The following is a 23,558-nucleotide window of genomic DNA, read 5'->3' as shown; positions in this document are numbered from 1 at the left end:
CGAAGAAAGACGACCAATGAAGCATGCACCGATGCAGCAGCCCATGGCGCTGCGCACCACCGTGGCGCTGGGCGCCTGCCTGGGCGCGCCGGCCTTTGCCGCGGGCCTGGGTGTGGGCGTGGAGATTCCCCGCCTGGACGTGGCCGAATACCACCGCCCCTACGTGGCGATCTGGGTCGAACGCGCCGACGCCACCGTCGCCAGCACGCTCGCCGTCTGGTACGACGTGAAGCTCAAGAACGACGAGGGCGCCAAGTGGCTCAAGGACATGCGCCAGTGGTGGCGCCGCACGGGGCGCGAGCTGGCGTTGCCCATCGACGGCGTGACGGGTGCCACGCGGCCCGCGGGCCGGCACCAGGTGCAGTTCACCGAAGGCACCAACCCCTTCGCCCAACTGCCAGCCGGCCACTACAAGCTGGTGGTGGAGGCCGCGCGCGAGGTGGGCGGCCGGGAGCTGGTGACGATTCCGTTTTCCTGGCCGGCTGCCAAGGGCGAGCAGCTGCGGGCCAAGGGCCACAGCGAGCTGGGCGAGGTCACGCTCGACCTCAAGCCCTGACGCATCCACCTGCCTCCCGTTCCCTCGCCTTCCTCCAGGAGACCCTCCATGCATTTCAAGACCCGTATCGCCACCTGCCTCGCCGTGCTCTGCGGCGCCCTCGGCACGGCCCAGGCCCACAACGTGTGGTTGCTGCCGTCGTCCACCGTGCTGTCCAAGGCCGAATGGATCACCGTCGATGCGGCGGTGTCCAACGACCTGTTCTATTTCAACCACTTCCCGCTGGGGCTCGACAACCTCGTCGTCACCGCGCCGAACGGCGCCGCCGTGGCGCCCGAAAACGCCCACAAGGGCAAGCTGCGCAGCGTGTTCGACCTGAACCTGACGCAGACCGGCACCTACCAGCTGGCCGTGGTCAGCAATGGCCTGTTCGCCACCTACAAGGACCGGGCCGGCCAAGCCAAGCGCTGGCGCGGCACGGCCGAGAAGTTCGCTGCGGAAGTGCCGAGCGATGCGCAGGACCTGAAGGTCACGCAGTCGGTGGGCCGCATCGAAACCTTCGTCACCGTGGGCAAGCCCAGCCCCGTCAAGCCCACCGGCAAGGGGCTGGAACTGGTGGCCGTCACGCACCCGAACGATCTGGTCAAGGGCGACAAGGCCACCTTCGCCTTCCACGTGGACGGCCAGCCCGCGCCCGGCCTGGAGGTGGTGCTGGTGCCCGGCGCCACCCGCTACCGCGACCACAAGGAAGAGATCAAGGCCACCACCGATGCCAAGGGCGAGTTCAGCGTGACCTGGCCCGCCGCCGGCATGTACTGGGTGGACGCCGACGCGTCGGACGCCAAGACCTCGCTGCCGCAGGCCCGGGAGCGCCGCCTGTCGTACGTGGGCACGTTCGAGGTGCTGCCCTGAGCTTTGTGCCCGCCCATGCGCGGGGCGCCAGCGCCGTGCCCGTGCGCTATGCCCCTGCGCTGACCGCGCCGCCGTTGGCGCTCCGGCCGGCCGCCGGTGCGTCCTTTGCCCAGGGCGGTGCGGCCACCGTGCCGGCCGCGCCGCGCCGCGGCGACCCGGCTGCGCTGCAGACGCTGGCGGGCGAGACCATGGGCACCACCTGGAGCGTGCGGCTGGCCAACCCGGCCTTCCAGCCTCTGGCACCCGTGCGCGCTGCCATCGAGGACGCGCTGGCCCGCGTGGTGGCGCAGATGAGCCACTGGGCGCCCGGCTCCGAGCTCTCGCGCTTCAACCGCGCTGCGCCGGGCAGCCGGCACGTGCTGTCGCCGGAGTTCTTCCAGGTGCTGCAGGCCGCCTGCCACTGGGCGCAGGCCAGCGGCGGCGCGTGGGACCCGACCATCGGCCCGCTGGTCGATGCGTGGGGCTTCGGCCCCCATGGCACGCCGCACGTACCCACAGAGGGGCACCTGGCCCAGGCGCGCGCGCAGGTGGGCTTTGGCCGCCTCGCACTCGATGCCGGCCGCCGCACGGCGTTGCAGCCAGGCGGTCTGCGCCTCGACCTGAGCGGCATCGCCAAGGGCTTCGCGGTCGACCTGGTGGTGCAGCGCCTGCAATCGCTGGGGTTCAGCGACACGCTCGTCGAGGTGGGCGGCGAGCTGCGCGCCAGCGGGCAGCGGCCCGACGGCACGCCCTGGCGCGTGGCCGTGGCGGAGGCGGCGCAGTCCCCGGCCTCCGCCCCACGGGCGTTGGCGCTGCGGGGCGGGGCCATCGCCACCTCGGGCGACCGCTGGCACGCCTTCGAGCAGGGCGGCCGCCGCTACCCGCACACGCTCGATCCGCGCACGGGCGAGCCGGTGCAGCATGCGCTCGCCAGCGTCACCGTGCTGCATGCCGAATGCATGCACGCGGATGCACTGGCGACCGTCATCACCGTGCTGGGCCCGGCTGACGGTCTCGTCTTTGCGCAGCAGCACGGGCTGGCCCTGCTGCTGGGAGAGCGCACGCCGCACGGCATGGCGTGGGCGTCCACGCCCGCCTTCGACGCGCTGGTGGCATGACCGCCGTGTTCGGGCTGGCCGTTCCGGCGCTGCGGTGGTATGCCGCCCTGGCGGCCGTGGCGCTGTACGCGCTGATGTGCGGCTCCATCGCCTGGCGCGAGCGCCGGCGCGCGCGCTGCGCCCGGCAAGAGGCGGCTTCGCTGGCCGCGGCGCGCGAGGGTGCCGTGCCGCTGCTGGTGGCCTACGCCAGCCAGACCGGCCAGGCCGAGGCGCTGGCCCGTGAAACCGCGCGGCTGCTGCACGCCGCTGGCGAGCCCGTGCGGCTGTGCCCGCTGGACGCCGTGGATGCCACCGCCCTCGCCGCCGCGCAGCGGGCGCTGTTCATCGTCAGCACCTACGGCGAAGGCGATGCGCCCGACAACGCCGGCCTGTTCCAGGATGCGGTGATGGGCGCACAACGCCGCGCCGCGCCTGATGTGCTCCCTCAGCTGCGCTACGGCGTGCTCGCGCTGGGCGACCGGCAGTACACGCATTTCTGCGGCTTCGGCCGCCAGCTGGATGCGTGGCTCGCCGCCCAGGGCGCCACGCCGCTGTTCGAACGGGTGGAGATGGACAACGGCGACACCGCGGCGCTGCAGTCCTGGCAGCACCAGCTGGGCCACGTGGCCGCGCTCGACACGATGGCCGGCCCGTCCTGGCAGTCCCCCGCGTTCTCGCCGTGGCGGCTGGTGGCGCGCCGGCACCTCAACCCGGGCAGCCAGGGCGGGGCGGTGGTGCACCTCGAATTCGAGCCGGCCGGGCCGTTGCCGCCGGATGCAACGGCCTGGGAGTCGGGCGATCTGGTGCAGGTGCGCGTGCCGGCCGATCCGGCCCATCCGCGCGACTATTCCATCGCCTCGGCACCGGCCGATGGCCGCGTGCACCTGACCGTACGCCAGAGCGTGCGGGACGACGGCAGGCCGGGCGTGGCCTCGGGCTGGCTGTGCGCCGGCCTGGCGCTGGGCGATACCGTGGAGCTGCGCCTGCGGCCCCACGGCAACTTCCGCCTGCAGGGCAACGCCGGCCGGCCGCTGATCCTGATCGGCAACGGCACGGGCATCGCCGGCCTGCGCAGCCACCTGCGCGCGCGCAGCGCGGCCGGCAGCACGGCGCCGCACTGGCTGGTGTTCGGTGAACGCCAGCGTGCCTGCGACTTTCTGTACCGTGAAGAGATCGAGGCCTGGCAGGCCGGCGGCACGCTGCAGCGGCTGGACCTGGCGTTCTCACGCGATGGCGGCGGGCGCGGGTATGTACAGGACGTGCTTGTCCAGGCGGCGGGCACGCTGCGCGCCTGGGTAGAAGAGGGGGCCGCGGTGTATGTGTGCGGCAGCCTGCAGGGCATGGCGCAGGGGGTGGATGCCGCCCTGCAGGAGGTGCTGGGCGCCGAGCGGCTGGAAGCCCTGGTGCGCAGCGGGCGCTACCGCCGCGACGTGTACTGAGCCCGACGACGCTCCATGGCGGCGGCGACGGTGCAGCCCGGCAGGCGAAGCACCGGCCGGGCAGAGCGGCTGCGCAGGGCATGCCGGCGATGTTGCCCGTCGCCCCGCGCAGGGCTGCGGCTTACTTGGCCGCCGCCACTTCCGGCATGGCCGACGAATGGTGGTGGGCGATGAGCCACTGGCCGTTCACGTGCTCGTACACATAGGTGTAGCGGGCGTTCACGCTCTTGCCGTCCTTGAACGTGAAGGTGTAGGTACCCACGTCCTGCGCCACGTTGCAGCCGATGCGGATGACGCGGTTGTCGATCTTGCCCACCGGCTCGGCCTGCAGGAACTTCACGAAGTAGTCGCGGATTTCGAGCGGCGTGGTGCGCGGCTTGTTCGACACGGTGGGCAGCAGCACGCCGTCCGGTGCGTAGTTGGCGGTGACCTTGTCCGGGTCCAGCGTGCGCAGCGAAGCGTTCCAGCGGTCGAACAGGCCGCGGACCTGCGTGTCGGTGATCGGTGCGCAGGCCGGCGCGGCGGTGCTGGCGGCGGCGGGCTGTGCGCCCTGCGCGAAGGCCGGTGCCGTGGCGGCGAGCGTGGTCAGGGCTGCGGCCGAGAGAGAGAGTCGAAGCAGCTTCATGGTGTGTGCGTCCCTTTGTGTAGCAGTAGGTTTTGAGAACGCGCCGGCCCGGGGGGGGCTGGCGCTGCACCGCGGTGGCGTTGCAGAACCTATTCTTCGGGGCGCGCATGAACGCGAACCTGCGCGTGGCATGAAGGCCGCATGACGGAAAAATGAACGGCGGATGAACGCGGCAGCACGCCGCGCAGCGGCGGATGGCCGAGCTGGAGCGGGGCCGTTTCGCCGCCTTAGTCGGGCTGGTCGTCGAGCCGGTAGCCGAAGCCGCGCACCGTCTTGAGCAGCGCCACGGCGTGGCCTTCGTCGATCTTGGCGCGCAGGCGGCGCACATACACATCGACCACGTTGGTCAGCGGGTCCTCGTTGGTGCCCCACACGTTCGACAGGATGCGCTCGCGGCTGTAGACACGGCCCGGCGCGCTCATCAGCAGTTCCAGGAAGGCCAGCTCCTTCGCGGTGAGCGCGATGGGTTGCCCGGCGCGGCTGGCCTGCATGCGTTCGCGGTCGAGCACCAGGTCGGCCACCTGCAGCGTGGTGGCGCGCGGGCGCTGCTCGCGGCCGCGGCGCAGCAGCGCCTCGATGCGGGCCAGCAGTTCGTCGAACACGAAGGGCTTGGTCAGGTAGTCGTCAGCGCCCAGGCGCAGGCCGTTGACCTTGTCCTCGGTCTCGTTGAGTGCGCTGAGCATCAGCACCGGCAGCTGGCAGCCCTCGGCGCGCAGCGTCTGGCACAGCTCCAGGCCGTTCAGGCCGGGCAGCATCAGGTCCAGCACCAGCACGCCCGAGTCTGCGGCGCGCGCCAGCGCCAGGCCTTCCGGCCCGGTACGGGCCAGCTCCACCGTGTAGCCCTCCGCCCGCAGCCCGCGGGTCAGGAAGTCCGCCACCCGTGCATCGTCTTCCACCACCAGGATGTTCATGCCCTGTCTCCTTCGGTGGCGAGGGGCAGCGTCAGCGACACCTGCGTGCCCTCGCCGGGGGCCGTGCGGGCGATGGCGATGCGGCCATGGTGCGCCTCCACGATGGCCTGCGCGATCGACAGGCCGATGCCCGTGCCGTCCGCGCGGTGCGCGCGCGCGCGCTGGCCGCGCACGAAGCGCTCGAACACGCGCGGCACGTCGTCCGCATCGATGCCGATGCCGTGGTCCGTCACCGTGATCTCCACGCTGTCGCCCTCGCACCGGCAGGCCAGCTGCACGGTGCCGCCCGCGGTGGAATAGCGCACGGCGTTGTCCAGCACGATCATGAGCGCCTGCCGCAGGCGGTCGGGGTCGGCGTGCACCACGGCTGCCGCGCCCTGCGGTGCCGCCGTGCCGGGGGCGCACCGGTTCTCGATCTGCACGCCCCGCTCGGCTCCCAGCGCACCGGCCTGCTCGGCCGCGTCGGCCAGCAACGGCGCCAGCGCCACGCTGCGGGGCTGCATCACCAGGCGGTCGGCCTCGGCCTTGGCCACCAGCAGCAGGTCGCGGATCACCTGCGTGAGCTGGTCCACGCCGCCCACGATGCGCCGCAGCGTCTGGCGGTAGTCGTCGGCCGGCCGGTCGCCGCCGCGCAAGGCGATCTCGGCCTCGCCGCGGATGGCGGTGGCCGGTGTGCGCAGCTCGTGGCCCAGGTCGGCGAACAGCTGGCGGCGGCGCAGGTCGGCGCTTTGCAGCGCATCGTGCGCCGCGCTCAGCTCACGCGTGCGGGCGGCCACGGCGTCTTCCAGGTCGCGGCGCGCGGCGTCGGCACGTGCGCGGTGCTGCTGCAGCTCGGCCGCCATGGCGTTGAAGTGCTGGGCCACGCGGTCGAATTCGTCGTGCGTGCCGGCCAGCGGCACGCGGTGGTTGAGCTCGCCGGCCTGCAGGGCGCGCGTGCCCTGCAGCAGGCCCTGCAGCGGGCGCTGCAGCCGGCGGTTGAGGTGCAGCGCCAGCGCAGTGGCCACGGCCAGGGTGATCAGCACCATGGCGATGGCGCGCTGGCGCAGCTCTTCCAGGCCGCGCTCGGTATTCGCCCGGGCCAGCGGCACGGCGGCGCGCTGCCGGTCGATGGCGCCATTGATCAGCTCGCGCAGGTCGCGCCCGCGGGCCATGTCGAAGGTGGCGTTGAGTTCGGCGAACACCGCGGCGAAGTCCGCATCCGGCTGCAGGGGCTGCAGCTGGGCCAGGCGTGCTTCCACGGCCTGGATGTTCTCGTCCAGCAGCTCGGTCACGGTGACCAGCTGCGGCACCTCCTGCGGCAGCGACATGCCGTCGCGCGTGGCGATCTGCGTCCACAGCGCCATGTCGCGCCGCGCCAGCTCGGTCAGCGCGTGGGCGTTGGCGTGCATCTGCTCCAGCAGGCGCGTGCGCACCTGCGGCTCGGCCTCGGCATTCATCAGCTGCTGGGTGGCCCATACGCGCAGCCGCTGCTTGGCGGAGGACAGGTCGAGCAGCTCGGTGAGGATGTCGCTCGCCAGCCGGCTGTGCTGGGTGTAGTCGTTCACGCGCTGCACGCCCCAGTGCACCAGGGCGGCCTGGATGACGACCAGTGCGACGAGCGCGGCGAACGCGAGGGAGAGGCGGGCGCGGTACATGGGGTGCGTGGGGTGGGAGGGACGGATGGCGTGCGCCGGATTATGGGCCGCTGGCATCCTTGGCTACGCCGTGCACGGCCAGACGCCGCCGGTGCGCTACGGCAACCGCGCCATCCACAGCCAGGAAGGGCGCCGGCTGTGGATCTCCGCCAGCTACGGGTTCTGACGCTCGCGCAGGGCAGCTCGGACCCTGCTCTCTGTTTGCTATTTAAATAATAGCTGCTTGCGCTTATGGATAAAGGGCTGCAGGCCTATTTGGATTGAAATCGTCCAGCCGCGCCGTCAACCGCGCGGCGCAGCCGCCCCGGCCGCCAGCGTCCACAGCGCCTCGGCCGCCGGTGCCATCTCGGCGCGCTGGCGGTACAGGCGGATGTCCACCGGCACGTTCCAGGCCGTGTCGCCTGCGGGCAGCAGCGTGCCCGTGCGCAGTTCGTCGGCGATCAGGCTCTGCGGCAGCCAGGCGACGCCGCGGCCCTCCAGCGCCATGGTCTTGAGCAGCGCGGCGTGGTGCGCGGTGAACACCACCGACACGCCCTGCGCAATGGCCGAGCCTGTGCCGTCGCCGAACACCCCGCGCATGCGGGCCCGCATGATGCGGCCCAGGCCCGAGGCCTCGCCATAGGCCAGCACCGGCAAGGGCGCCGCACCGCTGCCCGCCGCTGCCGCCTCCGGCGCCGGCTCGATGGCGTGCAGCGGCGTGCCCGAGCCCGGCGCTGCCGGCACGCAGACGGGCATCAGCACATCGCCGGACAGGCGCAGCACCGGGTACTGCGCATCGTCCAGCCGCCCCGGCACCTCGGGGTGGCCGTGGCACAGCACGAACTGCACGCGCCGCTGCAGCGCCTCGTCCTCGCAGGCGTGGTAGCTGTCCGAGATGGTCTGGATGGGCCCCAGGCGCAGCTGCGCCTCCAGCGTGCCCAGCCAGCGCGGGAAGAACGTGAGCGACAGCACATGCGTGGCCGCAAAGCGCAGGCTGGCGGCGGCCTGGTCGTGCGCCGCGCGGGCCTTGATGCGCGCGGCCTCCAGGTCGGCCAGCACGGATTCGAGCAGGGGGCGAAAGCGCTGGCCGGCAGGCGTCAGAGCGGCCGGGTGCGCACTGCGGTCGAACAGCTCCACGCCCACCCAGTCCTCCAGCGCGCGGATGTGCCGGCTGAAGGCGGGCTGGGCGATGGCGCGGGCCTCGGCCGCGCGCGAGAAGTTGCCCGCGTCGGCCAGGGCCAGGAAGTCTTCGAGCCATTCCAGGTCGAGGGGGCGGTTGCCGGGTCCCATGGTGGTGCGTGTCTCCGCTGCTGGATAGTTGTATGCGTTTCGGGTATTGGACGGGCCGCGCCGGGTGCGAAATCATCCCCTCCGTTGTCGTTCACCAGCTTTTCCAACGGAGACAAGAGCCCATGCCTGCCATCGCGAATTATCGCGGGATCATCCCCGCCATCTCGTGCCCCTTCACCCCGGACCACCGCATCGACGAACCCGCGCTGCGCAAGCTGGCCTCGTGGCTGGCCGGGCACGACGGCGTGGTCGCCATCATGACCAACGGCCACACCGGCGAGGTGTTCTCCCTCACGCCGGCCGAGCGCGCGGAGGTCACCCGCATCGTGGCCGACGAGCTCAAGGGCCGCTGCCCGGTGATCTCGTCCATCGTCTGCGAAGGCCTCAAGGACGCGGCCGACCACGCCCGTGCCGCCGTCGAGGCGGGCGCCGTGGCGCTGGACGTGATGCCCCCGCACCACTGGCTGCGCTTCGGCTTCACGCCGGGCCATGCGCTGCAGTACTTCGAGGCCATCCACCAGGCCGCGCCGAATGCCGATCTGGTCTGCCACGTGTACCCGGCCTGGACGCGCGCTTCGTACTCGTCGCAACTGCTGGCCGACCTGGCGAAGCTGCCCTACCTGCAGGCCTTCAAGGTGGGCCAGCGCGACATGAACAAGTACGCCCGCGACATCCAGGCGATCCGCGAGGCCGATGCCTCCAAGGCCATCCTGACCTGCCACGACGAATACCTGCTGGCCTCGATGGTGCAGGGCGTGGACGGCGCGCTGGTGGGCTTTGCCACCTTCATCCCGCAGCTCATCATCGACCTGTGGAACGCGGTGAAGGCGGGCGACCTGAAGAAGGCCATGGAAGTGCAGGCCGTCATCACCCCGCTCAAGGACGCGGTCTACGGCGGCGGCGAGCCCACCGGTGAGGCCCATGCCCGCATGAAGGGCGGCATGTACCTGGCCGGCGTGATCGACGACGCCACCGTGCGCCCCCCCACCGAGGCGCCCAACGCCAAGGAAGTGGAAGCGCTGCGCGCCGCCGTCCAGCAGGCCGGGCTGCTCAAGCGCTGAGCGGCAGACAGCGCAGGGGAGCACATCCCCTGCGCGTGGGGTCCCTATAAAAAACCGACAGGAGACAAGACACCATGCAACGCCAACATTTCATCCGCACGGCCCTTCGTACCGTCCTCGGTGCCGCCACGCTCGCGATGGCGGCCGGCGCCATCGCGCAGGCGCCCGCCTATCCCAACAAGCCCGTGCGCGTGGTCATTCCGTTCCCGCCGGGCGGCACGCTTGACGTGGTGGGCCGCATGCTGGCCCAGCGCCTCAGCGACCAGACGGGCCAGCCCTTCGTGATCGAGAACAAGCCCGGCGCCAGCGGCGTGATCGGCGGCGACACGGTGGCCAAGGCCGCGGCGGACGGCTACACGCTGCTGTTCAGCGCGTCCACGCACACCACGGCGCCGATGACGCTCAAGACGGTGCCCTACAACGTCACGCAGGACTTCGCGCCCGTCGCGCTGGTGGCCAAGGCGCCGCTGTCGGTCGCCATCAACAAGAACCTGCCGATTACCGACATCAAATCGCTGCTGGCCTATGCCAAGGCCAACCCCGGCAAGATGACCTTCGCCGTGGGCTCCATCGGCTCGGCCGGGCACCTGTCCACCGAACTGCTCAAGCGCGCGGGCAACATCCAGTACCTGGTGATTCCGTACAAGGGCACGGCCCCAGCCTTCCAGGATTTGATCGGCGGGCAGATCGACGGCTTCATCGACCCCATCCTCGGCTCCCTCCAGTACCACAAGGGCGGCATGCTGCGGGTGGTGGCCGTCACATCCGACCAGCGCGTGCCCAACCTGCCCGACGTGCCCACCGTGGCCGAGACGATTCCCGGCTACGAGTTCTACAGCTGGTACGGCCTGTGGGCGCCCGCCAAGACACCGCCCGCGCTGGTGCAGCGCCTCAACGCCGAGGTGAACAAGGCGCTGGCCGAGATGGCACCCAAGCTCAAGGAGCAGGGCCTGCTGCCCACGCCGGGCAGCGTGGAGGACTTCGCCAAGTTCCAGCGCGCCGACATGGAGCGCTCGCAGAAGATCGTGACCGAAGGGAACATCCGTGCCGAATGAGCAGGGACGGGCCCCGCGCCACGCCGTCGTCACCGGCGCCAGCAGCGGCATCGGCCGCGCCATCGCCGAATCGCTGCTGGCCGACGGCTGGCGCGTGAGCGGCCTGGACGTAGCGCAGCCGGCCATCGTGCACGGCGGCTTCGCCCACTGGCCCGTCAACCTGGCGGACGGCGGGGACATTGCCCGCGTGGCCGCCGCACTGCCTGCGGTGGATGCGCTGGTGCACGCCGCCGGCGTGCTGCGCGTGGGCCCGCTGGGCCAGCTCGACCATGCCGGCGGCGAGCTGATGTGGCGCCTGCATGTGGACGCGGCCACGCGCCTGGCCGATGCGCTGGTGCCGGGCATGGCGCAGCGCGGCAGCGGCCGCGTGGTCTTCATCGGCAGCCGGGTGGCGCAGGGCATGGCCGGGCGCGGGCAGTACGCGGCCACCAAGGCCGCGCTCATCGCGCTGGCGCGCAGCTGGGCGGCCGAGGTGGCGGGGCAGGGCGTGACGGTCAACGTCGTCTCGCCCGCCGCCACCGCCACCGGCATGCTGAGCGACCCGGCCCGCGCGGGCAGCGCGCCGCGCCTGCCGCCCATCGGCCGCCTGATCGAACCGGCCGAGATCGCCGCGCTGGTCGGCTTTCTTCTTTCAACGCCTGCCGCCGCCATCACGGGGCAGGACATCGCCATCTGCGGGGGCTCTTCGCTCGCCCGCTGATCCCTCTCTTTTTTCTCGCTTTCTCAACCGCCACGACCACCATGAAAATCGTCGATATCCGCGAATCCACCCGTCCCATCAAGTCCGACATCCGCAACGCGTACATCGACTTCTCCAAGATGACGCTGAGCCTGGTGGCCGTGGTCACCGACGTCATCCGCGATGGCAAGCCCGTGATCGGCTACGGCTTTAACTCCAACGGCCGCTACGGGCAGGGCGCGCTGATGCGCGACCGCTTCATCCCGCGCGTGCTGGAGGCCGAACCCGGCAGCCTGGTGGACGAAACCGGCGAGAACCTCGACCCCCACAAGGTCTGGGCCCGCATGATGATCAACGAGAAGCCCGGCGGCCACGGCGAACGCTCGGTGGCCGTGGGCACCATCGACATGGCCGTGTGGGACGCCGTGGCCAAGATCGCGGGCAAGCCGCTGTTTCAGCTGCTGGCCGAGCGCTACGGCAACGGCACGCCGGCCAACCCGCGCGTGTTCGTCTACGCGGCCGGCGGCTACTACTACCCCGGCAAGGGCCTGGACGGTCTCAAGAAGGAAATGGAAAGCTACCTGGCCCGCGGCTATTCGGTGGTCAAGATGAAGATCGGCGGCGCCACGCTGGCCGAAGACTGCGAGCGCATCGAGTCGGTGCTGAAGATCCTCGGCCCCGGCCAGCAATTGGCTGTGGACGCCAACGGCCGCTTCGACCTGCAAACCGCCATCGACTACGGCCGTGCCCTGTCGCAGTACCCGCTGTTCTGGTACGAAGAGGCCGGCGACCCGCTGGACTACGAACTGCAGGCCAAGCTGGGCGAGGTCTACAAAGGCCCCATGGCCACGGGCGAGAACCTGTTCTCCATGCAGGACGCGCGCAACCTCATCCGCCACGGCGGGATGCACAAGGACCGCGACTGGCTGCAGTTCGATTGCGCGCTGAGCTACGGCCTGGTCGAGTACCTGCGCACGCTGGACATGCTCAAGGAACACGGCTGGTCCCCCAGCCGCTGCATCCCGCACGGCGGCCACCAGATGTCGCTGGCGATTGCCGCGGGCCTGGGCCTGGGCGGCAACGAAAGCTACCCCGACCTGTTCCAGCCCTACGGCGGCTTCCCCGATGGCGTGAAGGTGGAGAACGGCTACGTCACGCTGCCGGCGCTGCCGGGCATCGGCTTTGAGGGCAAGTCGGACCTGGCCGCGGAGATGCGCGCGCTGGCATCTTGAGGGTGAAATAAGGCGCTAGCGCTTATGGAATAAGCGCAGGCAGCTATCAATTTTGATGGCCCGTCGCCCAGAGGATGCTGGCCGGCCCCGCAAGGCGCTGCCGGCCACCGGCACCGCGCCCTGAAGCCGCGTCGGTCAGCGGCGACGGCGCACCTGCGAGTCGCCGAAGATCAGCCGCTGCGGCATGGGCATGCCGATGAAACGCTCCGGAAAGATCGGCGCGGGCGCACTGGCCTGGTCGAGCAGGGCCAGGTGCTCGTCGGTCAGGTTCAGCGCCAGGGCCTTCAGGTTGTCCTGCGCCTGCTCCACCGTGCGGGCGCCCATCACCGGGGCCGTCACGGCCGGCTGGGCCAGCGTCCAGGCGATCGCCACCTGGGACGGCGTGGCGCCGATCTGCTGCGCCACCTGGCCCACGGCATCGGCAATGTCCAGCGCGCGGGCGGTCATGTGGCCCGACGAGGCGATCACGCCCTTGCGCGAAGCCGACACGCCGGCTTCGGCCTGCTGCGCCAGGTCGGCCCGCCCGTACTTGCCCGTCAGCACGCCGCCGCCCAGGGGCGACCAGGGCAGCACGCCCAGGCCCAGTTCCGCCGCCATGGGGATGAGCTCATGCTCCACCGTGCGCTCCAGCAGGCTGTACTCGATCTGCAGCGCCACCAGCGGCGCCCAGCCGCGCAGGTCGGCGATCGTCTGCATGCGGGCGATCTGCCAGGCCGGCGTGTTGCAGATGCCTACGTACAGCACCTTGCCGCTGCGCACCAGGTCGTCCAGGCCGCGCATCACCTCGTCGGGCGAGGTGGTGAAGTCCCAGGCGTGCAGGTACAGCAGTTCGATGCGGTCGGTGTCCAGCTGCCGCAGGCTGGCCTCCACCGAGCGCATGAGGTTCATGCGGTGGTTGCCGCCCGAGTTCGGGTCGGCCGGGTCACGCGCCATGGTGAACTTGGTGGACAGCACCAGCCGGTCGCGCCGGCCCTTGATCAACTGGCCCAGCATGCGCTCGGAAGCCCCGCCGGTGTAGTTGACCGCCGTGTCGATGAAGTTGCCGCCGTGCTCCACATAGAGGTCGAAGATGCGGCCGGCTTCGGTGCCATCGGCGCCCCAGCCCCATTCGGTGCCGAAGGTCATGGTGCCCAGGGCGATGGGCGAGACGCGCATGCCCGATCGTCCGAGCAGGCGGTAGTGGTTGAGTGCGTTGGAAGATGCCATGGGGAAAGCTCCTTGTCATGCGGTAGGTCGTTGATGGGCTCTAGTTTTGCCCGCATGCCTCTGCACGGCGTAGACCGTTCGTCTCTGGTTCTTGCACGATCCTCCAGCGCGCCGTTCGCACGCCGCGCGGCGGGTGGACAATGCCGCCATGCACCCGCTCGCCACCCTTGTCGAACTTCTGGGCCGCCATGCCGCCACCGATGGCACCCATGCCACGGCCATCCCCGGTGTGTCGTTGGTGCGTGCCTCGGAGCCGACCCTGCCCATGCCCGTGGTCTACGAACCCACCTTGTGTCTGGTGGCCCAGGGCCGCAAGCGCGCGCTGCTGGGCTCGACCAGTTATGTGTACGACGCGGCGCGCTACCTCATCGCCTCGGTGGACCTGCCCGTGACCGGCTCGGTGATCGAGGCCAGCGCGGAACAGCCCTATCTCTGCCTGGTGCTCGATCTGGACATGGCGCTGCTGAGCGACCTGGCATTGCGCCACCCCGCGCCCGAGAGCGGCAGCGGCATGCCGCCGCCGCGTGGCATCGGACTGGAGCAGACCACGCCGCAGTTGCTGGAGGCCGCCGTGCGCCTGACCGCGCTGATGGACACGCCCGCCGATATTGCCGAGCTGGCGCCGCTGGTGCAGCGCGAGATCCATTACCGCCTGCTCACCGGCCCGGGCAACGGCCTGGTGCGGCAGATGGCCCAGGCCAACAGCCACCTCAACCAGATCGCCCGTGCCATCGCCTGGCTGCGCGAGCGCTACGCGCAGCCATGGAGCATCGACGACCTGGCCCGGGTGGCCGGCATGAGCCGCTCCAGCTTCCACGCCCACTTCAAGGCCGTGACATCGATGAGCCCCCTGGAATTCCGCAAGCAGTTGCGCCTGCAGGAAGCCCGGCGCCTGATGGTGGCGGAAAGCATGGACGCCGCCAACGCCGGCTTTCACGTGGGCTACGAAAGCCCCTCGCAGTTCAGCCGGGACTACGGGCGCGCGTTTGGCATGTCGCCGGCGAAGGATGCGCAGCGGTTGCGGGCGGGGTAACGCTGATCATGAAAGCTGCAGGTTGGCGAGAGACGCGCAATGGTTGGTGCCGATCGATGGGTGAAAGAGGGCGGTCACGTCACGCTTCTGCTGCCGCTGCCGCTGCCGGGCATCGGCTTTGAGGGCAAGTCGGACCTGATTGTCGAGATGCGTGCGCTGGCATCTTGAGGGGGAAATAGGGCGCTAGCGCTTATGGGGTAAGCGCTAGTAGCTATGAAATTGAGTGTCCGATTTGCGGCCATTCATTTTTGACTCTTGTTGTGGCTGCATCCTGTTGGGTGGTCCGATATGAGGCTGCTATGCAGCGGTTGCGGTCCTTCGCTTTGCAGGACTTGAAGCCCTTAAGCGGTCGTTCAAAGCCTTAGTTGACCGGCGCCAGAGCCTCGGGCGAGCGCGCTAGTCGTTGCCGTACTCTAGCTCGTAGCTGATTTCCTCGACGCTGACCTTGATGTGTTCCTCGTTGATCTCGGCGGCATGGATGGCAACACCATCGTCGCCTTACTTGTTCCAGCTGGGCCAGTCTTGCGGCACCAGCGCCGGCGGATTCATCCACGGCTCTTCGATCAGGGCGTCCTGGAACCAGTCATCAGCGAAGTTGGCATGTTCGGTGACGATGAGCTGGAAGCCCGGGACCAACTCCTTCGTGTAGTTCAGCAGTGTCTCAAACAGCTTCTTGGCGGCCTCCAGGTCGGCGTCCACGCGCTTGACCTGCTCCGCATCCCCCGCCACCGATTCATAGATAGTCTGCGACGGGAAATAGACCTGCGTCGGCTGGTCCAGCATCAGGAAGCGAGGAATAGGCACGCGGTTTTCCGATGCGTAGTGGTGCAAGGCCAGCAGAGCCGAGATGTGATACGCCAACCAGTTCGCGCCGCCGCCGGTGCGAATCATCGGAACTGGATTGCCGGGACGCTGCACCACCACGGTCAGGTTGCGCATATCCAGCCGGAACGGAAACTCCGAGAAGAAGGCCTTGAACTCCTTCACCAGCGAGGTCATGGTGTTGGAGATGTGGGTAATGACCGATTCCATACGCTCGTCTGCATCGTCGACGGTGCCCGCACTCTGGTTAATCTGGTCGAGCTTCGCCTGTAGCCGCTCGACCTTGAGTTTCAGCGTGCTGATGACATTGCTTGGATTCAAGCTGTCCAGATAGAAGCTGACTCGACCTTGAACCTTCAGAGCACGCGCGTTGGCGTCCTCTTGCGCTGCTGCCTTCTCATCGGTCTGGATCGCAGCGTTGAGGGCGATTTCGACCTCACGGATGGCGTCCTTCAGTTGGCTAGAGCGGTCCGTGAGCGCTGCCAGGTGCTCATCCAGGCGAGGGCGAGCGCCGCCAACGTGCTCAAGCTCGCTGTCCAGGCTCGATAGCTCGGCCATCAGCGATTGAGCAATGCCATCCATGCGGGCGTCTTCCTCTTTCAGGAACGGCCACTGCCAGGCGCCATTCGACGCACGCGGTAGCGAATTGATGGACTCAAGGCGGGAACGCTGCTCCTGGGCTTCGGTCTGGAAGTCGGACGCCCCTTTGACGTACCTCTGCGCGGATGCAATCTGGTCCAGGACCTGGCGGCGCTCTGCCCGCAGATTTGAACGACGCGCCTGGAGCTTCGCCATTTCACTCTCGGCCATAAGTGCTATCTGCCCAGGCCGCCAGCTAAGGACTTCTCTGAGGGATGCGACCAGATCACTCTCGGCTCCGTCTATGCCCGGTCCGGCACGGCCTGGCGAGTTGCTGAAGGGGATACCCACAGTCCGCGCTTCAGCCAGCAGACCCACGCCGCGCGTGTCCAGCGCATCCTCTGTCTCCTGTGCCAGCTTCAGCTCTTTCTGAGCAATCTTCAGCTCGCGCTGCGTCGCGCGTCGGTTCGCCTCAGTCTCCATGTCGCCGACATTGGAGATGCCAAAAAGGACGGCAAAGGTGTCACGGATAGTCTGGGGAAGATATTCCTCTGCCTGTCTGTAGAACAGCAGTTCCTTGCTGGCCACAAGACCTTGCTTCTGGAAGAGGTAGAAAGCCGTGTGTTTGACGTTGACGGAGTAGCCGGTGCGACTGCTGCGCTCAGAAACCGGTGTCTTGGTCTCTGGGATGCCTAGCAGCGACGATAGTAGTTCATGGACAAGCTCGTCGCCACCGTTGTCCTTTAGTGCGTGGAAATCCGGCGTCTGAATCCGCCTGCCGCGCGTAACCATTGCGAGCGAGCATTTAACCTGACCCGGTTTGGGGTTGGGCTTGGCGACAAACACCTGCTCGTGCGGAAACTGGAAGGTGACCGCGAACCAGGACACCTTTTCGCGGATGAAGCCCTCCGCTATCTTGCACTCGTCCTCGCCCATACAGTACTCGACAATGTCCGAGAGGGACGACTTACCCGTCGAGGCCAGGCCAGTGATGATGTTCAGCCCATCGGGATTCAGGTTGAGGTCGCGCCTGCGGCCGTCGTGGCTGTAGATGTGAATCGAAGCAATCTTCATGGGCGGATGGACAAACTGGTGTAGACCGTCACGCGGTCGTTGATCTGGGCGAAATCGCGACCGAGGACGATTGCGGCGGCACGGCACCTCTCGGTGTCGTCGGTGTTCAACGGCCGAGGTGCCACTCGTCTGGGAATGAGGCTGATGCAGCCGTCATCACCTACAGTGATGCAGCCCTTGCTTGCGAGCAGTGCGAAGGCCTCTGTGGCGTACTGGACCAGCGACCGTGCCCGTTCAGCGAAGTTGATCAGCAGGTCCGGGCGAAGCGCAAATACACGCAGAACGGATAGCCTCTTGTTCTCCAGAATCTCCTCTCTCGAGGCCTGGTGAAGGCACATCGGCAGCACAAGCAGCGTCAAGGAGTAGGGCATGGGCTTACTCGCAACGCGTTCGTACTCGCGAATGGCTGCAGCCAAGACTACCGCACAGAAAGCCGGGTTGAAGAGGTTGCGCTCCTCAAAAGGGCGATATGACCAGTCCCTCATGCAGGCACCTTGGACGTGGCAGCCTTCAGGCGCTCAAGGAACTGGGGATGCCAGTGCACACGAGGCAGCGGTTTCTCGTCTGCGAGGATGTGAAAGCTGCCGCGGCGAACGAAGTCCTCCGTGACGTCTTTGCGGATTTGCAAGCCCTTGGACTGGTTCTCGGCCCAGTCATATAGCTGGCGACCTGCTGCCTGGAACTCGGCCTCGTTCTGAGGCGCATTCACCATAGCCCAACCTCTGGCGCGCTTCCATTCTTCGATCAGGCGCAGCTCGAACTTCCTAATCTCGCCGCCTACAAGGGCGTTAACTCGGGTCCAGTGTGCGCGTTGTGAGAACGCACGGTAGAAGTCTAGGATGGCCATCTCTAGGCTGTCGCTGGACATGCCAATCGCTCGCAACTGCTCGACGAACTGACGCGTGTCTTTCATCGCGTCGATTTCTTGGTCTGGATACGCGTCGTCGAAGGTGATTGGCAGACGCTCGTCGTAGTACTCGCTGTTGACCTGCGCGAACTTCGCCCAAACCTCTGCGCCGGTGATGGGCTTGCGCTCGCCCTGAATCAGCTCGATGGCTTCCCTGAGCCACCAACCTTCTATGCGTTCGCGGACATCGACGCGGAATTTGGCCGCCACCGACCGCAGCAGCGGGGCAAAGGCGGTGTCGAGCTCCATGATCCGCAGTGAACTGTCGGCAATCACGATGCGGGCCAGGAAGTCGTCCTGTTGGGCAGAGGTCAACGAGCTGAACGTGGTATCAATCTGCGCACTCAGCGCCGCCCTCGAGCCCTTGAGCTCTGCGACAAGCTGCTTTGCAAAGTCCGCTGGCTTGACATCGGCGCCGGCTAGGAAATACCGAAGCAGTGAGGTTGGACCTACGCGCGCCGTCGTTGCCATGCAATATGAGTGGTCGCAGGCGAGGTTGCCGTCGCGGATGTACCGGTCGAGCCAGATACGGACAGACTTCCAAAAATCGGTCGACAGCGTGCCGACGGTCTCGCCGACCTGCTTGTGCTTCAGCGAAATCAGCGTCTTTTTGCCCTCAACGTCTCTCAGTTCGACATCGTCGTCGGCCTCGATTAGCAGTGCTTGGCTCTCGTCCTGCTTCATTAGGTGCGCGAGCGCGAAGCGAATCTGATAGACGTAGCCGAGTCCTTGCTCGCCGGCAGCGTACTTGTCTGTTTGCGTTGCCACTTGTCCTCCCTTGCTTGCCCACAACCCGTCACGGGCACCTGATGCCCATGTCATAGGTTTTCAGGTCCTGCCGACGCTGGCGCCATGGTCACTGACGCACGTATAGCTCCAGGAAACATACAGAAAGTGGAGCCAGACGTGCGTCGAGGCGACGCGCGAGCACGATCGCCTTGTTTTTAGCGCGCGTTGAATTGGATGTCTATGAGGAACCGGCGCGCTATGCAGGACTGCCAATTCCGGCGGCGGCAGCCGCGTTCGAGAGCTGACCAAGGGCATTTGACAGATGCCTGCCGGCGCGACAGCCTGCTCAGTAGCGGACATTGAGGAACTGCCGCTTCCAGCCTAAAGCAGCAGTTCAAATTGGCATTAACTGCACGGCATCAAACCCTCTTCGCCTCCACCAACTTCACCAACACCCACAACGCCCGATTCAGCGGCGTAGCCACCCCCAGCACCGCCCCGCGTTGCACCACATACCCATTGAGATGGTCGATCTCGCTCGGCTTGCCGCGCGCCACGTCCTGCGCGGTGGAGGACAACTGCCCCGGCATGGTCGCCACGATGCCGCGCACGGCGGCCCGCACGTCGCCCGGCATGCGGATGCCGTCCGCCTCGGCCACGGCCAGGCATTCGGCCACCACGTCTTCGATCAGGTCGGTGACGCCGGGCGTCTGCACCAGGCGGCCATAAGGCTGTTGCGACAGGGCTGAGATGGCGTTGTACGCGGAGTTGATCACCAGCTTGGCCCACAGCGCGCCGCGCACGTTGTCCGAGAATTCGGTGGCGATGCCTGCGGCGCTGAACTGCTGCGCGACCGCATTGCTGACCGGTGACGGCGCAATCACCAGCTCACCCCGGCCGTGGTGGCGCACGTGGCCGGGGCCGGCCATGTCGGTGGCCACGTAGACCACGGCGGCGGCCACGGGCGGGGCGTCGTCGCCGGTGCCCAGCGCTGCGCGCACGCGCTCGTCGTTGTCCACGCCGTTCTGCAGCGTGAGCACCAGGGTGTGCGGGGCCAGGTGCGGGCGCATCTGGCGGGCGGCGTCTTCGGTGTCGGTGGATTTCACGCAGAACAGCACCACGTCGGCGCCGGCCACCGCGCTGGCCTCGGTGGTGGCGGCCAGGGGCACCTGTTCATCCAGCTTGGCGGTCTGCAGGCGCAGGCCGTGGGCCTGCACCTGTTGCACATGCGCCGGGCGGCCGATCAGCGTGACGGCATGGCCGGCCCGCGCGAGCAGGGCGCCGAAGTAGCAGCCCACGGCGCCCGCGCCCAGCACGGCGATGCGCAGCAACGGGGTCGCGGTGGTGGGTGTCGCTGGGGACGTGGGTTCAGCCATGGGCGTGTGGTGGGCAGGCATCGGGGCTCCTGGGTCTGGCGGACGAATGGGCGCGGGATGTAATGAATGGATGAATGGATGACAGCGGGACGATGCTAGCCGCCTTCTCGGCGCATCGTTGACGCGTTTGTCTCCGGGCTTGCCGTTGCCTCTGTCGGGTCTGCCCGTGTGGCGCAGCACGGCGTGGTGCGGCGCTGTGCGGTGCCCTGCAGAGCCGGGCGCGGCACGCCTGTGCCCGTGAGTGCTGGCTGGTTGGCTGCGGCTGCAGCGCCGGCCCGTGCTGCGGCCTGTTCCGTCAGGCCGTTGCCGGTAGCGTCGGAGCCTGCTTGAAGTGTTCTTGCGCCAGGGCCAGCCACGCCCGGGCGGGGTAGGAGAGGTGGGCACCGCGGCGCCATGCCAGGGTGAACTGCCACAGCCCTTGCAGCTCCGGCACCTCCAGGTAGCGCACTTCGGGATGCTGGCGCCACTGGGTCAGTGCCCGCGGGAGCAGGCTCACGCCCAGGCGCGAGGCCACCAGCTCGGTGATGAAATCGATCTGGCCGGTGCTGACCAGATCCATGTGCACCTGCACGCCCTGGCGGGCGCAGGCCTGCACGATGGCCTCGTTCAGCGTGCAGCCATCCTCGAACAGGATGAAGGGCCAGCGCGCCAGTTCTTCCAGCGTGATGTGCGTGCGCGGCGTGGACAGGAAGGGCTGCGGCACCAGGGCCATCAGCGATTCGGTGCGAACGTGCTGCCAGTCGAAGTCGGTGGATTCGGGGGCCAGCAGGGCGGCCAGATCGACATCGCCATCGCGCAACTGGTCTTCCAGCCGCTGCAGCGGCTCCACGGAGATGTGCACGTCGATGTCGGGGTAGCGCTGGCGGAACTTGGCGAACAGCCCGGCGTAGAACGCGCTGGTGCCCATCTTGGGAAACCCGATGCGCAGGCTGCCGCGCTGCAGGCCCTGGATCTGGGCAAGCTCGATCTCCAGATGGCTCATCTCGTCGAGCATGTTGAGCGCGCGCTGGTACAGCAGCTCGCCCGCCTGCGTCAGCCCCTTGCTGCGGCCGGAGCGTTCCACCAGCCGCACGCCCAGCTCGCCCTCCAGATTCTTGATGGCCTTGCTGACGGTCGACTGGGTGGTGAACACCGTCTTGGCGGCTTCCGCAAAGCTTCCCAGCCTTGCGATCTCCACGAATAAACGAAGCGTTCTGAGGTCCATGGAGTGACGGAGAAAAAGAGGGGCGGGCGTTCACGCCCCCGGGTGGTGCCAAGGCCAGCGGGGCTGCGGCACAGAATGCCTGCAGCGTCCGGCCAGCCTGCGTGCCGCCGTCCGCATCGCTCCATCGCGGGGCCGGTTGGGGGCCCGCGCCCCGCAGGCCTCAGTAGGCCGTGGCGCCCACCAGCAAGGGCGAAGCAGTGGCTGAGCCCCGAATGGCTGTGGGCGAGGCGGCGGTGGCGATGCCGTCCGACGGTAGCCGGAACTGTGCCACGACGCGCGACAGCGCTTCCGCCTGGAACTTCAGGCTGTCGGCCGCGGCGGCGCTTTCCTCCACCAGGGCCGCATTCTGCTGGGTCACCTGGTCGAGCTGCTGCACGGCGTTGCCCACCTGGTTGATGCCGCTGGACTGCTCGGCGCTGGCGGCGCTGATCTCGGAGATCAGCGACGACACCTGCGTGACCTGCGACACCACATCGTTCATGGTGCGGCCGGCCTGTTCGACCAGGTCGCCGCCGGTGTTCACGCGGGCCACGCTGGCCTCGATGAGGGCCTTGATTTCCTTGGCGGCCTCGGCGCTGCGGCCGGCCAGGCTGCGCACTTCGCCCGCCACCACGGCAAAGCCGCGGCCCTGTTCGCCCGCACGCGCTGCTTCCACCGCCGCGTTCAGCGCCAGGATGTTGGTCTGGAAGGCGATGCCGTCGATCACGCCGATGATTTCTGCCATGCGGCCGGAGCTGGTCTTGATGTCGTTCATGGTCGAGACCACGTCGCCCACCACGGAGCCGCCGTCGGTGGCCACGCGCGTGGCGGTGGCGGCGAGCTGCTGCGCCCGGCGCGCGGCGTCGGCGTTCTGTTGCACGGTAGAGGTCAGCTCTTCCATCGAGGCGGCGGTTTCCTCCAGGTTGCTGGCCTGTTCCTCGGTGCGCTGGCTCAGGTCTGCGTTGCCGTTGGCGATCTGCACCGAGCCGGTGGCGATCGAGTCGGACGCGGTACGCACGTTGCCCACGATGTCCACCAGGCTGGCGTTCATGCGCTGCAGCGCGGCCAGGAGCTGGCCCACTTCGTCCCGGCTGCTGACCTCGATGCGGGAGGTGAGGTCGCCCGCGGCCACGGTCTCTGCCACTTCGACAGCGCGGCCGATGGGCCGGGTGATGGAACGGGTGATGAGCCAGCCCAGCACCACCGACACCAGCACGGCGGCCACCGCAATGGCCAGCACGATCAGCGTGCCCGAGCGCACCTGCTGGTTGGCGTATTCGCTAGCCTTGTCCGTCATGGATTGCTGGTAGTCCGCCAGGGCCTTCATCGATGCCATGTAGCTGAGCTGGCTGTTGCGCAGCGCGTTCTCCAGGTGCACCTTGGCCTCGGCGATCTGCTCGCTGCGCACCAGGGCCAGGAAGGTGTCGATGTCCTTGGAGTACTGGGTGCGCCGGGTCTGCACCTCCGCCAGCAGCTTCTTGCCGGTTTCCTGCCTCACCATTTCGGTGAGGCGCGCGTACAGCGTGGTCACGGTGGCGTAGCTGGTCTCGATGCCCTTGACCTCGCGCGCGCGGACCTCGGGGGCCTCGAAGATCAACAGGTTGCGGACCAGGCGGGCCTGCAGGTCCACCTCATCGGCGATGTCGTCCAGCAGACGCACCTTGACGTAGTAGTCCTTGGTGACGGAGTGCAGCGCATCGTTCACGCGGTCCAGCGACGTGACGGACAGCACCGCCACGACGATCAGCAGCACGATGGTGGCGGCGAACGCCAGCCCGATGCGGTAGCCGATCCGCAGATTGCCGAAGCCCTTGGTACTCATTGCCCGTTTTCCTGGTTCACTGAAGAGATTCTTGAATGCACTCCTTCGGGGTGCCTGAATCTGCCGGCGGCAAGCATGGGTACGTCGGAGCGCGCGGCCCCTGTATGGAGCGCGCCAGTACGTGGTTGGCGTGTGGTGGACCCCTCCCGGGCTACCGGCAGATCCTGGCGCTGAGCCGACGGATTCTGCAGCGCGGTAAGTTTATGTTTCACACCACGGAACAAAAAGCGAAATTTGGGAAACCGGCGCTTTCGAATTTGGAATGGTCTGCAGGCAGATGGTTTGGGGGGCGGTCTGCGAATCGCGACGGGCCGCGCCGTGCTGCGGCTGCGTTACTGAGCGCGGCGGGGCAGGCGGGTGGCATGTGCCTTTCGCCACTCTTCAACGCGGGGGGCGCAGGGCTGCACGCATGAAAAAAGCCTGGCCTGCTTTCGCAGG

The 23,558-nt window shown here is 68.2% G+C and carries 21 protein-coding genes; 10 read left to right on the top strand and 11 right to left on the bottom strand.

Features of this window, described 5'->3' with window-relative positions; all coding sequences use genetic code 11:
* Positions 1 to 16: 16 nt before the first annotated feature.
* From QE399_RS19105 to QE399_RS19090, 4 genes are read left to right on the top strand one after another with little or no spacing between them, the layout of a single operon-like run.
* Complete coding sequence (locus tag QE399_RS19105) at positions 17 to 556, top strand: DUF2271 domain-containing protein (RefSeq protein WP_405043957.1); 540 nt, start codon at positions 17 to 19, stop codon at positions 554 to 556.
* A gap of 48 nt (positions 557 to 604) precedes the next feature.
* A complete protein-coding gene (locus QE399_RS19100) occupies positions 605 to 1,408 on the top strand; it encodes a DUF4198 domain-containing protein (protein ID WP_309831267.1) in 804 nt (267 codons plus the stop codon).
* 41 nt (positions 1,409 to 1,449) lie between these two features.
* The gene (locus QE399_RS19095) at positions 1,450 to 2,505 is read left to right on the top strand and encodes an FAD:protein FMN transferase (protein ID WP_405044148.1); all 1,056 of its coding nucleotides are present in this window, start codon (positions 1,450 to 1,452) and stop codon (positions 2,503 to 2,505) included.
* A complete protein-coding gene (locus QE399_RS19090) occupies positions 2,502 to 3,923 on the top strand; it encodes a sulfite reductase subunit alpha (protein ID WP_309831265.1) in 1,422 nt (473 codons plus the stop codon). Before QE399_RS19095 ends, QE399_RS19090 begins: the two co-directional genes overlap by 4 nt.
* A 121-nt stretch (positions 3,924 to 4,044) precedes the next feature.
* On the opposite strand, the gene QE399_RS19085 is transcribed toward QE399_RS19090, so the two are convergent.
* The 4 genes from QE399_RS19085 to QE399_RS19070 form a co-directional block, all read right to left on the bottom strand.
* Positions 4,045 to 4,548: an SgcJ/EcaC family oxidoreductase gene (locus QE399_RS19085; protein WP_309831263.1), complete on the bottom strand. Its 504-nt coding sequence runs from the start codon at positions 4,546 to 4,548 to the stop codon at positions 4,045 to 4,047.
* Positions 4,549 to 4,775: 227 nt separating this feature from the next.
* Positions 4,776 to 5,459: a response regulator transcription factor gene (locus QE399_RS19080; protein ID WP_309831261.1), complete on the bottom strand. Its 684-nt coding sequence runs from the start codon at positions 5,457 to 5,459 to the stop codon at positions 4,776 to 4,778.
* Entirely contained in the window at positions 5,456 to 7,093 is a 1,638-nt protein-coding gene (locus tag QE399_RS19075) for a sensor histidine kinase (protein ID WP_309831259.1), read from the bottom strand. Before QE399_RS19075 ends, QE399_RS19080 begins: the two co-directional genes overlap by 4 nt.
* A 282-nt stretch (positions 7,094 to 7,375) precedes the next feature.
* A complete protein-coding gene (locus tag QE399_RS19070; RefSeq protein WP_309831257.1) occupies positions 7,376 to 8,362 on the bottom strand; it encodes a LysR family transcriptional regulator in 987 nt (328 codons plus the stop codon).
* A gap of 122 nt (positions 8,363 to 8,484) precedes the next feature.
* Between QE399_RS19070 and QE399_RS19065 the strand changes: the two genes are divergently transcribed.
* The 4 genes from QE399_RS19065 (at position 8,485) to QE399_RS19050 (ending at position 12,389) form a co-directional block, all read left to right on the top strand.
* The gene (locus QE399_RS19065) at positions 8,485 to 9,423 is read left to right on the top strand and encodes a dihydrodipicolinate synthase family protein (protein ID WP_309831255.1); all 939 of its coding nucleotides are present in this window, start codon (positions 8,485 to 8,487) and stop codon (positions 9,421 to 9,423) included.
* Positions 9,424 to 9,497: 74 nt separating this feature from the next.
* Positions 9,498 to 10,478 (top strand): Bug family tripartite tricarboxylate transporter substrate binding protein, encoded by a 981-nt coding sequence (locus QE399_RS19060; protein WP_309831254.1) that lies wholly within the window; start codon positions 9,498 to 9,500, stop codon positions 10,476 to 10,478.
* The gene (locus tag QE399_RS19055; protein ID WP_309831252.1) at positions 10,468 to 11,178 is read left to right on the top strand and encodes an SDR family NAD(P)-dependent oxidoreductase; all 711 of its coding nucleotides are present in this window, start codon (positions 10,468 to 10,470) and stop codon (positions 11,176 to 11,178) included. The genes QE399_RS19060 and QE399_RS19055 overlap by 11 nt, the downstream gene beginning before the upstream one ends.
* A gap of 41 nt (positions 11,179 to 11,219) precedes the next feature.
* On the top strand, positions 11,220 to 12,389 hold the full coding sequence (locus QE399_RS19050) for a mandelate racemase/muconate lactonizing enzyme family protein (protein ID WP_309831250.1): 1,170 nt from the start codon (positions 11,220 to 11,222) through the stop codon (positions 12,387 to 12,389).
* Positions 12,390 to 12,524: 135 nt separating this feature from the next.
* Here the strand turns inward: QE399_RS19050 and QE399_RS19045 are convergent, their stop codons facing one another.
* Positions 12,525 to 13,595, bottom strand: a complete 1,071-nt coding sequence (locus QE399_RS19045) for an aldo/keto reductase (protein ID WP_309831248.1) — start codon at positions 13,593 to 13,595, stop codon at positions 12,525 to 12,527.
* Between the two features lie 148 nt (positions 13,596 to 13,743).
* On the opposite strand from QE399_RS19045, the gene QE399_RS19040 reads away from it, so the two are divergent.
* Together QE399_RS19040 and QE399_RS19035 are read left to right on the top strand one after the other, a co-directional pair.
* The gene (locus QE399_RS19040; protein ID WP_309831246.1) at positions 13,744 to 14,628 is read left to right on the top strand and encodes an AraC family transcriptional regulator; all 885 of its coding nucleotides are present in this window, start codon (positions 13,744 to 13,746) and stop codon (positions 14,626 to 14,628) included.
* 39 nt (positions 14,629 to 14,667) lie between these two features.
* Positions 14,668 to 14,796, top strand: a complete 129-nt coding sequence (locus QE399_RS19035) for a hypothetical protein (protein ID WP_309831244.1) — start codon at positions 14,668 to 14,670, stop codon at positions 14,794 to 14,796.
* A gap of 330 nt (positions 14,797 to 15,126) precedes the next feature.
* Here QE399_RS19035 and QE399_RS19030 read toward each other — a convergent pair whose 3' ends face one another.
* The 6 genes from QE399_RS19030 to QE399_RS19005 form a co-directional block, all read right to left on the bottom strand.
* Positions 15,127 to 17,103, bottom strand: coding sequence for a DUF3732 domain-containing protein (locus QE399_RS19030; protein WP_309831242.1), 1,977 nt, complete (start codon positions 17,101 to 17,103; stop codon positions 15,127 to 15,129).
* Positions 17,100 to 17,588, bottom strand: a complete 489-nt coding sequence (locus QE399_RS19025; protein WP_309831240.1) for a three component ABC system middle component — start codon at positions 17,586 to 17,588, stop codon at positions 17,100 to 17,102. Before QE399_RS19025 ends, QE399_RS19030 begins: the two co-directional genes overlap by 4 nt.
* Positions 17,585 to 18,778 carry an ABC-three component system protein gene (locus QE399_RS19020; RefSeq protein WP_309831238.1) on the bottom strand — a complete coding sequence of 398 codons (1,194 nt, stop codon included), beginning with the start codon at positions 18,776 to 18,778 and terminating at the stop codon, positions 17,585 to 17,587. The genes QE399_RS19025 and QE399_RS19020 overlap by 4 nt, the downstream gene beginning before the upstream one ends.
* A gap of 380 nt (positions 18,779 to 19,158) precedes the next feature.
* Complete coding sequence (locus QE399_RS19015) at positions 19,159 to 20,115, bottom strand: ketopantoate reductase family protein (protein ID WP_309832200.1); 957 nt, start codon at positions 20,113 to 20,115, stop codon at positions 19,159 to 19,161.
* A 295-nt stretch (positions 20,116 to 20,410) separates the two neighbouring features.
* On the bottom strand, positions 20,411 to 21,319 hold the full coding sequence (locus QE399_RS19010; protein WP_309831237.1) for a LysR family transcriptional regulator: 909 nt from the start codon (positions 21,317 to 21,319) through the stop codon (positions 20,411 to 20,413).
* A gap of 160 nt (positions 21,320 to 21,479) precedes the next feature.
* Positions 21,480 to 23,120, bottom strand: coding sequence for a methyl-accepting chemotaxis protein (locus QE399_RS19005; protein WP_309831236.1), 1,641 nt, complete (start codon positions 23,118 to 23,120; stop codon positions 21,480 to 21,482).
* Positions 23,121 to 23,558 lie beyond the last annotated feature (438 nt).

Origin of the sequence: Paracidovorax wautersii (assembly GCF_031453675.1) — a bacterium.
Taxonomy (GTDB): Bacteria; Pseudomonadota; Gammaproteobacteria; order Burkholderiales; family Burkholderiaceae_C; genus Paracidovorax.
The sequence above is the reverse complement of the archived record's forward strand: the minus strand, read 5'-3'. Positions and strand labels throughout refer to the sequence as shown.

Bases quoted from the DNA above. Each gene is read 5' to 3' on its own strand.
- QE399_RS19105 (WP_405043957.1), top strand. From the start codon at position 17: ATGAAGCATGCACCGATGCAGCAGCCCATGGCGCTGCGCACCACCGTG.
- QE399_RS19100 (WP_309831267.1), top strand. From the start codon at position 605: ATGCATTTCAAGACCCGTATCGCCACCTGCCTCGCCGTGCTCTGCGGC.
- QE399_RS19090 (WP_309831265.1), top strand. From the start codon at position 2,502: ATGACCGCCGTGTTCGGGCTGGCCGTTCCGGCGCTGCGGTGGTATGCC.
- QE399_RS19085 (WP_309831263.1), bottom strand. From the start codon at position 4,548: ATGAAGCTGCTTCGACTCTCTCTCTCGGCCGCAGCCCTGACCACGCTC.
- QE399_RS19080 (WP_309831261.1), bottom strand. From the start codon at position 5,459: ATGAACATCCTGGTGGTGGAAGACGATGCACGGGTGGCGGACTTCCTG.
- QE399_RS19075 (WP_309831259.1), bottom strand. From the start codon at position 7,093: ATGTACCGCGCCCGCCTCTCCCTCGCGTTCGCCGCGCTCGTCGCACTG.
- QE399_RS19070 (WP_309831257.1), bottom strand. From the start codon at position 8,362: ATGGGACCCGGCAACCGCCCCCTCGACCTGGAATGGCTCGAAGACTTC.
- QE399_RS19065 (WP_309831255.1), top strand. From the start codon at position 8,485: ATGCCTGCCATCGCGAATTATCGCGGGATCATCCCCGCCATCTCGTGC.
- QE399_RS19060 (WP_309831254.1), top strand. From the start codon at position 9,498: ATGCAACGCCAACATTTCATCCGCACGGCCCTTCGTACCGTCCTCGGT.
- QE399_RS19050 (WP_309831250.1), top strand. From the start codon at position 11,220: ATGAAAATCGTCGATATCCGCGAATCCACCCGTCCCATCAAGTCCGAC.
- QE399_RS19045 (WP_309831248.1), bottom strand. From the start codon at position 13,595: ATGGCATCTTCCAACGCACTCAACCACTACCGCCTGCTCGGACGATCG.
- QE399_RS19040 (WP_309831246.1), top strand. From the start codon at position 13,744: ATGCACCCGCTCGCCACCCTTGTCGAACTTCTGGGCCGCCATGCCGCC.
- QE399_RS19035 (WP_309831244.1), top strand. From the start codon at position 14,668: ATGGTTGGTGCCGATCGATGGGTGAAAGAGGGCGGTCACGTCACGCTT.
- QE399_RS19030 (WP_309831242.1), bottom strand. From the start codon at position 17,103: ATGAAGATTGCTTCGATTCACATCTACAGCCACGACGGCCGCAGGCGC.
- QE399_RS19025 (WP_309831240.1), bottom strand. From the start codon at position 17,588: ATGAGGGACTGGTCATATCGCCCTTTTGAGGAGCGCAACCTCTTCAAC.
- QE399_RS19015 (WP_309832200.1), bottom strand. From the start codon at position 20,115: ATGGCTGAACCCACGTCCCCAGCGACACCCACCACCGCGACCCCGTTG.
- QE399_RS19010 (WP_309831237.1), bottom strand. From the start codon at position 21,319: ATGGACCTCAGAACGCTTCGTTTATTCGTGGAGATCGCAAGGCTGGGA.
- QE399_RS19005 (WP_309831236.1), bottom strand. From the start codon at position 23,120: ATGAGTACCAAGGGCTTCGGCAATCTGCGGATCGGCTACCGCATCGGG.